This is a genomic window from Saccharopolyspora tripterygii (assembly GCF_054778355.1).
Genome location: NZ_BAAGZP010000006.1, coordinates 89,381 through 100,001, shown reverse-complemented (window position 1 = coordinate 100,001; position 10,621 = coordinate 89,381). Strand labels below are relative to the sequence as shown.

General features: G+C 70.5%; 12 protein-coding genes. 6 read left to right on the top strand and 6 right to left on the bottom strand.

Annotated elements, in window-relative coordinates:
• The first annotated feature begins 259 nt into the window (after positions 1 to 259).
• Complete coding sequence (nhaA, locus tag ACYVF3_RS04680) at positions 260 to 1,504, top strand: Na+/H+ antiporter NhaA (RefSeq protein ID WP_461153015.1); 1,245 nt, start codon at positions 260 to 262, stop codon at positions 1,502 to 1,504.
• Positions 1,505 to 1,548: 44 nt separating this feature from the next.
• Positions 1,549 to 2,049 carry a phage holin family protein gene (locus ACYVF3_RS04675; protein ID WP_461153014.1) on the top strand — a complete coding sequence of 167 codons (501 nt, stop codon included), beginning with the start codon at positions 1,549 to 1,551 and terminating at the stop codon, positions 2,047 to 2,049.
• 125 nt (positions 2,050 to 2,174) lie between these two features.
• On the opposite strand, the gene ACYVF3_RS04670 is transcribed toward ACYVF3_RS04675, so the two are convergent.
• The 4 genes from ACYVF3_RS04670 to nth all read right to left on the bottom strand — a co-directional run bounded on the left by ACYVF3_RS04670 (position 2,175) and on the right by nth (position 5,520).
• On the bottom strand, positions 2,175 to 3,359 hold the full coding sequence (locus tag ACYVF3_RS04670; RefSeq protein WP_461153010.1) for a MarP family serine protease: 1,185 nt from the start codon (positions 3,357 to 3,359) through the stop codon (positions 2,175 to 2,177).
• A 99-nt stretch (positions 3,360 to 3,458) separates the two neighbouring features.
• A complete protein-coding gene (locus tag ACYVF3_RS04665; RefSeq protein WP_461153013.1) occupies positions 3,459 to 4,115 on the bottom strand; it encodes an NUDIX hydrolase in 657 nt (218 codons plus the stop codon).
• A 44-nt stretch (positions 4,116 to 4,159) separates the two neighbouring features.
• Positions 4,160 to 4,786, bottom strand: coding sequence for a TlpA family protein disulfide reductase (locus tag ACYVF3_RS04660; protein WP_461153009.1), 627 nt, complete (start codon positions 4,784 to 4,786; stop codon positions 4,160 to 4,162).
• Positions 4,783 to 5,520, bottom strand: coding sequence for an endonuclease III (nth, locus tag ACYVF3_RS04655; RefSeq protein ID WP_461153008.1), 738 nt, complete (start codon positions 5,518 to 5,520; stop codon positions 4,783 to 4,785). Before nth ends, ACYVF3_RS04660 begins: the two co-directional genes overlap by 4 nt.
• A gap of 237 nt (positions 5,521 to 5,757) precedes the next feature.
• Here nth and ACYVF3_RS04650 point away from each other — a divergent pair, with 237 nt between their 5' ends.
• The 4 genes from ACYVF3_RS04650 (at position 5,758) to ACYVF3_RS04635 (ending at position 8,905) form a co-directional block, all read left to right on the top strand.
• A complete protein-coding gene (locus ACYVF3_RS04650) occupies positions 5,758 to 6,012 on the top strand; it encodes a hypothetical protein (protein ID WP_029535541.1) in 255 nt (84 codons plus the stop codon).
• A gap of 93 nt (positions 6,013 to 6,105) precedes the next feature.
• Complete coding sequence (locus ACYVF3_RS04645; protein WP_093422841.1) at positions 6,106 to 6,780, top strand: Crp/Fnr family transcriptional regulator; 675 nt, start codon at positions 6,106 to 6,108, stop codon at positions 6,778 to 6,780.
• Between the two features lie 216 nt (positions 6,781 to 6,996).
• On the top strand, positions 6,997 to 7,254 hold the full coding sequence (locus ACYVF3_RS04640) for a hypothetical protein (protein WP_461153007.1): 258 nt from the start codon (positions 6,997 to 6,999) through the stop codon (positions 7,252 to 7,254).
• Positions 7,255 to 7,675: 421 nt separating this feature from the next.
• Entirely contained in the window at positions 7,676 to 8,905 is a 1,230-nt protein-coding gene (locus ACYVF3_RS04635; protein WP_461153006.1) for an MFS transporter, read from the top strand.
• An 85-nt stretch (positions 8,906 to 8,990) separates the two neighbouring features.
• On the opposite strand, the gene ACYVF3_RS04630 is transcribed toward ACYVF3_RS04635, so the two are convergent.
• Entirely contained in the window at positions 8,991 to 9,782 is a 792-nt protein-coding gene (locus tag ACYVF3_RS04630) for an MBL fold metallo-hydrolase (protein WP_461153005.1), read from the bottom strand.
• Positions 9,782 to 10,594: an NUDIX hydrolase gene (locus ACYVF3_RS04625; RefSeq protein WP_461153004.1), complete on the bottom strand. Its 813-nt coding sequence runs from the start codon at positions 10,592 to 10,594 to the stop codon at positions 9,782 to 9,784. Before ACYVF3_RS04625 ends, ACYVF3_RS04630 begins: the two co-directional genes overlap by 1 nt.
• Positions 10,595 to 10,621: the final 27 nt, after the last annotated feature.

Below are 10,621 nucleotides of genomic sequence, written 5' to 3'. Positions count from 1 at the left end.
GCCGCCTGCTGCGCGACGTCGCCGAAAACCGCGAAGTCGGCGACGTCACCACCCTGGCGGACTCGTCGGTGATGGACCTCATCTCGAAGGGCCTCAAGTCGGACGACGACTGAGGGTCCGAAGACCTGAAGCGTTGAGGGCGTCCCCACCGGGGGCGCCCTCAACGCTTCACGCACGGCCTTGATGAGCTGCTAGAACGCCTCCTGGGCAAATGTTAGGGTCGCCCGCAGGTGTGCCGGGAAGTCTGGTCGGCGACGAAATCGTGCTGCCCACGAACGGAGCCGCTGTGTCCGACGCCCGCAACCGCGCCCGCACGTTCGACTTCGGCGCCTACCTGCGCACCGAGACCGTCGGCGGGATGGTCCTGCTCGCGGCCGCCGCCATCGCCCTGCTGCTGGCCAACTCCCCCGCCGGCGACCTCTACAGCAGCGTCCGCGACTTCCAGGTCGGGCCGCACCTGCTGCACCTCGACCTCACCATCGGCGAGTGGGCCAAGGACGGCCTGCTCGCGATCTTCTTCTTCGTCGCCGGGCTGGAGCTCAAGCGCGAGCTGGTGATCGGCGAGCTGTCCACAGTCCGCAGCGCGCTGCTTCCTGTGATCGCCGCCATCGGCGGCATGATCGTGCCCGCCGGGCTGGCCTTCGCGATCAGCCACGGCTCCCCCGGCTCCGACACCGCGTGGGCGATCCCGGTGGCCACCGACATCGCCTTCGCGCTCGGCGTTCTCGCGCTGACCGGTTCCTGGATGCCGACCGCCGCCCGGGTGTTCCTGCTCAGCCTCGCCGTGGTCGACGACCTCGGCGGCATCATCGTGATCGCGGTCGTGTTCACCTCCGGCCTCGACCTGCTCGCCCTGGCGGTCGCGGTCGCGCTGTGCGCGCTCTACTGGTTCCTTCAGCACAAGCGCGTCCGGTCGCCGTGGATCTACGTGCCGCTGGCCGTCGCCACCTGGATCGCGGTGCACAGCTGCGGCATCCACGCGACGATCGCCGGCGTCGCGCTGGGCCTGCTCACCCGCGTGCGCAGCGACCCCGACGAGGAGGCGTCCCCGGCGATGCGGCTGGAGCACCGGATGCAGCCCTGGTCGGCGGGACTGGTGGTGCCGGTGTTCGCGTTCTTCGCCGCCGGGGTCCCGGTGGACGGAGAAGCCCTGACCTCGGTGTTCAGCGACCGGGTGGCGATCGGGGTGATCGCCGGCCTCGTTCTCGGGAAGTTCGTCGGCATCTTCGCCACGTCCTTCGTCGCGGTGAAGCTGCGGATCGGCGACAAGCCCAGCTCGGTGTCCTGGCTGGACATGGGCGCGCTGGCGATGCTCGGCGGCGTCGGCTTCACCGTCAGCCTGCTGATCACCGAACTCGCGCTGACCGGCGATGCGGCCGAACGCGCGAAGGCCGCGGTCCTCATCGCCTCCGCCATCGCCTCGCTTCTCGCCGCCGCAGCACTCATCCGGCGCGGGCGCAGTTTCAACGGCGATGCCGCGGGCGGGAATGTCACTCACGGGTAACGCATCGCGAGTCGATGAGCAAGGGGCTGATCTCCCGTGGCACGATGGTCGCTGTGAACAGCGCCCAGAACAGCACCAACGGCAGCCGTGAGGGTGCGGAGTGGGGTTCGGTCAACTCCATCCCGTTGTCCGAAGAGCGCACCGCGCCTGACGGGCAGTCCATCGGCGCGTTGGTCAAAGACGCAACGACGCACCTGTCGACCCTGGTCCGCTCCGAAGTGGAGCTCGCCAAGTCCGAGATCGCCGGTGAGATCAAGAAGGGGCTGCGCGGCAGCGTCTACTTCATCCTGGCGCTGTGCGTGCTGGGCTTCAGCCTGTTCTTCCTCTTCTTCACCGCAGCCGAGGGCCTGCACGCGCTCGGCCTGTGGCGCTGGGCCGCGTTCGGGATCGTCTTCCTGGCGATGCTGCTGGTCGCGGGCCTGTTCGGACTGCTCGGCTACTTGAAGGTCCGCAAGATCGGCGCGCCCAAGCGCACGATGGAGAGCCTCAAGGAGACCAAGAACATCACCAAGCGCCACAAGTCCGAGGAGCCAACCGCGAGCTGACCGGACCGGGCGTTCACATCGAGCGAGAACCGCGGCGGACCGCACCAGGTCCGCCGCGGTTTTTCACGTCCGCACCAGCTTCTCCGCGCAGCAGCCCGGTTCACCGCTGCATCCGATTCGAGGAGTCAGTTCGTGCAGTTGCCCGTGGGGACCGGGGTGTCCAGGTGCGGAGCGGCCTCGACCTCGTCGGCGACCTCGTCCGCGGTGAGCGCGAAACCCGTCTCCGGATCGTCCACGGCGGCACCGAAGACCACGCCGACCACCTTCCCGTTCGGGGTGATCAGCGGTCCACCGGAGTTGCCGCTCTGCACCCGCCCGCGAACCGTGTAGACGTCGCGGACCACGGTCGAGCTGTCGTAGATGTCCGGTCCGCGCAACCTGATGCGCTCCCGGATCCGACCGGGCGACGACGTGTAGGGGCCGTCGAGCGGGTAGCCCAGCGCGATCGTGTCGTTGCCCGGGTGCGCCGAGGACGACGCGAACGTCATCGCCTCGGCGTCGAGGTCCGGCACGTCCAGGATCGCCAGGTCCACGTCCGGCTTGTACATCACGACCTCGGCGTCGAACTCGCCGCGACCGATCTCGATGGCGACCCTGTCGGTTCCCGCCACGACGTGGGCGTTGGTCATCACCCGGTGCGGCGCCACGACGAAGCCGGTGCCCTCCAGCGCGCGGGCGCACGAGGTGGCCCTGCCCCGGACCTTGACCACGCTCATCCGCGCCTTGCTGACCGCGGGGTTGCTCGCCAGCGCCGGGTCGGGCGGCGCTATCTCGGCGACGGGCGTCTCCGAGAACGGCTCCAGGGCTTCCGGGAAACCCGACATCCCGAGCATCCGGCGCAGGTCGTTGGGCAACGCCCTGGCCTGCGGGGGCATCACCGAGTTGACCGCGCCGAGCACCTGCGACCGGCTCAGCGCCGACGCCAGGCCGGGCAGCGCGGTCGCCGAGGTGAACGGCAGCGCCACGAGCCAGGCCACCACCAGCACGGCGACGAACTGCAGCACCGAGCCCAGCGCGTTGTCGACGCCGGCGATCCGCGGCGAGGTGATCCGGTCCCGCAGCTCGCGGCCCGCCCACATCCCGAAGGTCTCGCCGAAGGCGACCAGCAGGACCACGATGCCGACGCCGAAGGCCAGGCGGGCGACCGGGCTGTCCAGCGTGTCCAGCAGCAACGGCGCGACCTTCAGCCCCACCACGGCTCCCACGAACACGCCCACGAAGGACAGCAGGGCGGTGACCAGACCGCTCCGAGCCCCGGAGACCGCGGCGAGCAGTGCCAGCAGCACCACCAGCAGGTCGACCCAGTTCACCCACTCACCCCTCGCGATGGACGATCAATCGCACCACCGTCTCATGGTTAAACAACAGAACGGCCAAGCCTTGCTGCCAAGGAGGTCTTCGCCACCCCCTCAGGAGCGTCCGATACCGATGTCGTCCGCTTCCTCCGCCGCGTGCCAGGCCTCGTCCAGCCCGCGGACGTCGGACCGGTCCCAGCTGCGCGACCACCCGGCGAGCTCCAGCAGCCCGGCCAGCAGACCGCCGGTGAAGCCCCAGACGAGCATCCCGGGAACCAGGAAAGCAGGACCGGCGAATCCGCTGGTCAAACGCACCCGAACCCGGTTCTCGGGATCGGTGAGCCACGAGATCGGCACGCGGGCCACGGCCGCGGTCTCGCCCGGGTCGACCGGCGCGACGGGCGAGGGCCGGGTCCAGTGCGCGAGCACCGGGGTCACCCGGAAACCGCTGTGCGGGACGTGCAGCTCGGGCAGGGTGGCCACCGGCCGGATGCCGTCGAGCCGCACCCCCACCTCCTCCACCGCTTCCCGCAGCGCGGCGTCCACCGGACCGGAGTCGACATCGTCGAGCGAGCCCCCGGGGAAGGCAACCTGACCGGGGTGCGAGTTGAGCCCGTCGGCGCGGCGCAGCAGGAGCACCTCCGGACCGCGCTCGCCCTCGCCGAGCAGGATCAGCACCGCGGCCGCGCGGGCCGAGGCGGGCGGCGGGTCCTTCGGCCAGCCGAAGTGACCGGGATCGAGGTCGGCGGTGCGCTTGACCAGCGTCCGCATCCACTCGGGCAGGTCGGCGGGATCGACCAGCGGTCCGTTCTCGCTCACTGGTCCCCCAGGGTCCGTTCGACGGCGGCCCGAACCTCGTGCGGAGATTCGAACGCGACCGGTGGATCGATGCGCCGCACCTCACCGGACGCGGTCACCACGAAGCTGATCGGCAGCACGGTGGGGGCCCGCAGCGCGGCACGGGCCCTGTTGTCGCCGTCATGCACGTTCGGGAAGTGAACGCCGAGCTCGCGCAGTAGGTCAAGGCCATCCGCCGGACCGCTGTCGACCTGCACGCCCAGCACGCGGATCGCGCCGGGCTCCTCGCTGTAGGCCTGGAGCGCGGGCAGCTCCGCGCGGCACGGCACGCACCAGGTGGCCCAGAGGTTGACCAGCGTCGGCTCGCCCGAGACGGCACCTGCCAGGTCGGCGGGCCGGCCGTCGGCGAGGCACTGCAGGGCGATGCCGGTCAGCTCGGCGGGTCCGCCGGTCCCGGTCGGGCACGGCTGCAGCGCGGCGGCTGCGCGCTGCTGCGGGTCGATCGGCTCGGCAGGCGGCGGTGGCGCGGCGGCCGGACCGCTGCTCTCGTGATCGCGCGGCCAGAGAGCGATCGCGGCCAGGACCGCGAGCAGGACGACCACGACAGTCCACTGGATCTCGGACCGGTAGGCACGGAGGTTCACGCCACCGGCTCCTTGGCCGTCTGCTGCTCCACGGTCTTGTCGGGCACCTCGTCGACGATGCCCGCCAGTTCCAGCAGGCGGGGCGTCTCCGGCCCGCGGACCAGCTTCGCCGCCTCGACGTGGTCGGTCGGTCCGGCACCGTAGGACGGGCAGTCCTTGGCGAGCAGGCAGGCGCCGCAGGCCGGCTTGCGGGAGTGGCACACCCGGCGGCCGTGGAAGATCACCCGGTGGGAGAGCATCGTCCACTCCTTGCGGGGGATCAGCTCGCCGATGGCGTGCTCGACCTTGACCGCGTCCTCCAGGTCGGTCCAGCCCCACCGGCGCACCAGACGCCCGAAGTGGGTGTCCACGGTGATCCCAGGGACGTCGAAGGCGTTGCCGAGGATGACGTTGGCGGTCTTGCGCCCGATGCCGGGGAGCTTCACCAGCTGGTCGAGCTTCTTCGGGACCTCGCCGTCGTACTTCTCGACCAGCGCGGCGCCGAGCCCCATCAGCGACGCGGTCTTGTTCCGGTAGAAGCCGGTGGAGCGGATCATCTCCTCCAGCTCGGTCCGGTCCGCTCCGGCGTAGGCCGCGGCGGTCGGGTACCGGCGGAACAGCGCGGGCGTGACCTCGTTGACGCGCTTGTCTGTGCACTGGGCCGACAAGATCGTCGCCACCGCGAGTTCGAGGGGTGTGTTGAAGTCCAGCTCGCAATGCGCGTCCGGATAGGCTTCGTCGAGGGCGCGCAGCATGCGCCTCGCTCGTCGGACGAGCCCCAACCGGGTCTCCTCCTTCTTCTTCCCAGATCGGGTCACAACCTGGTCAGGGGAGGTTCCGGTGGACTTGGCGCGGGTGTTTCGGGCAGGCTCCGGCACCCCACCAGACTACGGAGGAGCACGGACACGGAAAGTGGCGGCATTGTCACCGGCCCAGCGAACCGACCCCCGGTTGAACCGGCGTCGAAGGTATGAGCGAGGATTCACAGCATGATGGCTGCCTGGTTCGTCATCGTCGTACCGCTCGTGATCATGTTCTTCACGCTCTTCATGGAGCGTGTGGAAGCCCGCCTGCGGCATGTGGCGGTGCAAGAGAACGAGGTAGAAGAGTTGCTGGAGAACGCCCGGCCCGACGAGGTGCGGGCGCTGTTCCGGCAAGGTATTGGACGTGCGCTGGAGCTCTTCCAGCTACGCAGGGTGGGACGCGCCGGTAGGCTACGTACCCGCCGTTCGCGCGACCAGTCTTAGAATCACTGGTAGTGATCGGCGGCACACCGCCAGACGCGCTGACGCGGGTCCGGCACCACAGACAGCCGCCGCGTCTCAACATGGAGGGACGAGGTGGACGAGACCCTGGCCCGGGCCGGCATCTTCCAAGGCGTTGAACCGGCTGCGGCGGAGGCACTGGCACAGTCGCTGGAACCGATCGAGTTCCCGCGCGGACACGTGATCTTCGCCGAGGGCGAGCCGGGCGACCGGCTCTACATCATTCAGTCCGGCAAGGTGAAGCTCGGACGCAAATCCCCGGACGGCAGGGAGAACCTGCTGGCGATCATGGGGCCGTCGGACATGTTCGGCGAGCTGTCCATTTTCGACCCTGGCCCGCGGACTTCCACCGCGACCACGGTCACCGAGGTGCGCGCGTTGAGCATGGACCGCGGCGCTCTGCGGCAGTGGATCGCCACGCGCCCGGAGATCGCCGAGCAGCTGCTGCGCGTGGTGGCCCGCCGCCTGCGCCGCACGAACGGCATGCTCGCCGACCTGATCTTCACCGACGTTCCGGGGCGTGTCGCCAAGGCATTGCTGCAGCTCGCGCAGCGCTTCGGCAGCCAGGAAGCGGGCCTGCTGCGGGTCACCCACGACCTGACGCAGGAAGAGATCGCGCAGTACGTCGGCGCCTCGCGGGAGACCGTGAACAAGGCGCTCGCGGACTTCGCACACCGCGGCTGGCTGCGTCTCGAGGGCAAGAGCGTCCTGATCCTGGATCCGGAGCGCCTGGCCCGCCGCGCTCGCTGAGCGGGGACGTCGCACACGTAAAGACGCGCGAAGCCGACGCGCGTCGGCCGAAGAGTTCGGGGCTTCCTTCCCGGGTTCTTCAGCCGACGCGCGTCCTTTGCGTGCGCGGGGGCGGGTTGACGCCGCTTCCGTGAATTTCCCGTTGGACCACAGCTGCAACGCGCGTAACCCCTGTCACGTCCCAGGACCGGACGCAGATGCGAAAGGGGTCTGTGGATGAACTCCACGATGATGATCGCGCTGGTGGCGATGGTCCTGGCGATCGTTTTCCTGGCCACGGTGCGCGCGGCCATGGGCAAGTCGAACCGGATCGACGACCGTCGCCGCAGCCGGGCCGCCGACCATTCGTTCGTCGACTCGGGCGTGGGCAGCCACGGCCACCACGACGGGGGCTGGGGAGGCTTCGACGGTGGTTCCGGCTTCGACGGCGGAAGCTCCGGCGGCGGTGACGGCGGAGGGGGCGGAGGTTCCTGACCCCGTCGGCCACCGGCGGAGTCGGCTTCTCCGCCTCCGCTGAGCGGCTCGCCCCGCCGAGCAGGACCACGGCGAACCTGCGATGCATGTGAAAGGGCTGGGCGCCACCCCCGACGTGGCGCTCCAGCCCTTTCACATGCGCGTGGTTCGTCCCCCGACGACTCACCACGCTCCCCCGGCCCTCCGATGCTTCGGCCCCGAATCCTCGACATCGGAGGAGGCTTGTGGGTTCAGTTGTCCCTCTTCGAAGATGCTGGAAGTTCGTGCCGTCCAGCAACCCCCTTTCACCAACCAAGACGTGCGCCCCGAGGGGACGGTTGCACACATCACCCGTTCTGAGTAATCAACCTCACTCACCACCCCTCGAGCGGACGAGAAAACAGGTTGGTACCGCCGTACCACAATCGGCATACTGGTACGCGTGTCCCCATCCACGTCGCTGAACGACTACCGCTCCGCCCTGACCACTCCAGGCGCCCGCACCCCCGTCGTCACCTCCCTGCTGGGCAGGCTGCCGATCGCGATGATCGGCATGGCCCTGCTGCTCTACGTGCAGCGCGAGACCTCGTCCTTCGCCATCGCGGGAGCCGTCTCCGCCGCCGAGCTGACCGGCGTGGCGGCGGGCTCGGTCGTGCAGGGCAGGATCATCGACCGCGTGGGCCCGTCGAAACCCCTGTACGTGGCATCGGCGCTGTTCACCGTCGCGGTCGTGGCGACGCTGACCGCGATCGAGCTGGGCGCCGCGACGCCGCTGATGGTGGCGGGAGCGTTCGGGATGGGCGTGCTGCAGCCGAACATCGGTTCGGCCTCGCGCGCGCTGTGGGGCCACCTGCTGCCTCCCGGCCGGGTGCGCGAAGCGGCCTTCTCCTACGAGGCGATCAGCCTGGAGGTCTTCTTCATCCTCGGTCCTGGCCTGGCCGGCCTGCTGGTCGCGACGCCGTGGGCGGGCACCGGCGTCGTGGTAGGTGCGACCTGCATGGTGCTGGGCAGCGTCGGCTTCGCCGCGACCCGCGCGGCCCGAACGCAGCGACCCGAACCCGGCGAGCACGCGGGCGCCCTGCTGGGCGCGATCGCCGCACCGGGCATGCGGACGGTCGCGCTGGCCGCGCTGGGCTTCGGCGTGGTGATCGGATTCATCGAGGTCGCGGTCCCGGCCGCGGCCGTCGCCGCCGGTGAGCCGACGATGGGCGGCCTGCTGATGAGCCTCGCGTCGGTGAGCTCGGTCGTGGTCGGCGTGCTCTACGGCGTCCACCCCTGGCCACGTCCGATGCACCTGCGGCTCCCCGCGCTGCTGGTGGGCTTCGCGGGCCTGGTCGCGCTGCTGTCGCTGCCGACCACGCTGCTGGGGCTGGCCCTGATGCTGCTGCTCGCGGGCTGCCTGATCACGCCGCAGTCCACGGCCCACTCGGTGGCGGTCGAGTTCGCCGCCCCGCCCGGCACCGCCGCGGAGGCGTTCGGCTGGGTGGTCACCTCGGTGACCCTGGGCTCGGCCGTCGGCCAGTCGGTTAGCGGCCAGCTCGTCGAGTCCTCCGGCCCACCCGCGGCGTTCCTCGTCGCCGGTGCCGCCGGAGCCATCCTCGCCGCCGGCCTCTACCTCCGCCGCAACACCCTGATGCCGGACCGAGCAGCCCTTTCACTCGCCAGCAACTAGACCGCTCCCAGTTTTAGTCATAACTAAGTGGACATTTCGGGCGCCGAGGGTCCTCGGTTTGGACTAAAACTGGGAGATGCCGAGGTCAGAGCTCTCCGTGCTCGTGGAGGTAGGCGAGTTGGGCTTGGACGGTGAGGTCGGCTGCGGGCCAGACCGAGCGGTCGACGTCGGCGTAGACGAGTTCGACGACCTGGCGCGGAGTCGCGCCGCTGCCGAGCGAGCCGACGGCCTCGCGGACCTGGTTGAGGCGCTGGGTGCGGTGATCGAGGTAGTGCTCGGCCGCCGCGCGGGCGTCGGCGAGCTCCGGACCGTGCCCCGGGAGGGCGCGGACGCCCGGCGGCAGGGCGGCGATCTTGCGCAGCGAGTCCAGGTACGAACCCAGGTGGCCGTCCGGGTGGGCCACGACCGTCGTGCCGCGCCCGAGGATGCTGTCGCCGGTGAACACCGCCGGTTCGTCGTGCTCGGCGATGAAGCAGACCGAGTCGGCCGTGTGCCCCGCCGTGGCCAGGACCCGCAGTTCCAGACCGGCCGCGGTGATCGGTTCGCCGTCGGCGAGCGGCTCGGCGTCGCGGCACAGCACCGGGTCGAGCGCCCGGACGGGAGCGCCGGTGCGCTGCACGAAGTCGGCGACACCGGCGGTGTGGTCCTCGTGGTGGTGGGTCAGCAGCACCAGCGACACGGGTCCGTGCTCGGCGACCCGGCTCAGGTGCTCCGCGTCGCCCGGGCCCGGGTCGATCACCACGCACTCGCGGGAGTCCGGGTCGCGCAGCACCCACGTGTTGGTGCCGTCGAGGGTCATCGGGTTCGGGTTCTCGGCCAGCAGCACCGAGGCGTACGGGGTGACCGGGCGGAGCTCGCCGTAGGCGGGGTGCTGCATCAGGCCTCCTCGAAGCCGGGCTCGCCGGGCAGCACGGCGTGCCAGCGACCATCGCGCTCGATCAGCTTCGGCATGATCTTGTTCAGCGACCGCTCGGCGTTCAGGGCATCGGTGAGCGCGGGGAACTCGGCGACCTCGGTCAACGTGACCTCGGTCGGCGGGAGGAGGCGGCAGCGGCCCTCCCAGAAGTCGGCCAGGGCCTGCTGCGGCGTCGACCAGTAGGCCTCGGCGGCCTCGGTGGTCACGGCGTCGGCTCGCTGACCCGCGGGCATCGCGGCGAGGAAGAACCGGGTGTCGTAGCGGCGCGGTTCGGGCTCCGGCGTCACCCAGTTCGCCCACGGGCGCAGCAGATCGGCTCGCAGCACCAGCTCTTCCTCCGCGAGGAAGCCCGCCAGCGAGACGTCCCTGCTCTCCAAGGCTTGCCGGGCCGCTGAGAAACCACCGGTGTCCTCGACGACCGTCGAGGAATCGGGGCCGGCCAGCAGCACGCCGGACTCCTCGAACGTCTCGCGGACGGCCGCGCACACCAGTGCCCGCGCGACTTCCGGGGTGCATCCGAAGCGCTGCGCCCACCACTCGGGACCCGGACCGCTCCAGGCGACCGACGCGTCCGCGTCGCGCGGATCGACACCGCCCCCGGGGAACACCGTCATCCCCCCGGCGAACGCCATGCCCTTCACCCTGCGCTGCAGGAACACCTCGGGCCCCGAAGCGCCGTCGCGCAGCAGCACCACGGTCGCGGCGTCCTTCGGGCGGACGGGCTTGTCCTGCCGGTCCTCGGGCACGAATCCCGTTGGCAGCGAACGATCCATGCCCGCCACCCTATGTCTCCGGCCGAG

Coding starts and splice junctions, on each gene's coding strand:
- ACYVF3_RS04675 (WP_461153014.1), top strand. CDS start 1,549: ATGGTCGCTGTGAACAGCGCCCAGAACAGCACCAACGGCAGCCGTGAG.
- nth (WP_461153008.1), bottom strand. CDS start 5,520: ATGCTGCGCGCCCTCGACGAAGCCTATCCGGACGCGCATTGCGAGCTG.
- ACYVF3_RS04625 (WP_461153004.1), bottom strand. CDS start 10,594: ATGGATCGTTCGCTGCCAACGGGATTCGTGCCCGAGGACCGGCAGGAC.
- ACYVF3_RS04630 (WP_461153005.1), bottom strand. CDS start 9,782: ATGCAGCACCCCGCCTACGGCGAGCTCCGCCCGGTCACCCCGTACGCC.
- ACYVF3_RS04650 (WP_029535541.1), top strand. CDS start 5,758: ATGGCTGCCTGGTTCGTCATCGTCGTACCGCTCGTGATCATGTTCTTC.
- ACYVF3_RS04640 (WP_461153007.1), top strand. CDS start 6,997: ATGAACTCCACGATGATGATCGCGCTGGTGGCGATGGTCCTGGCGATC.
- ACYVF3_RS04665 (WP_461153013.1), bottom strand. CDS start 4,115: ATGCGGACGCTGGTCAAGCGCACCGCCGACCTCGATCCCGGTCACTTC.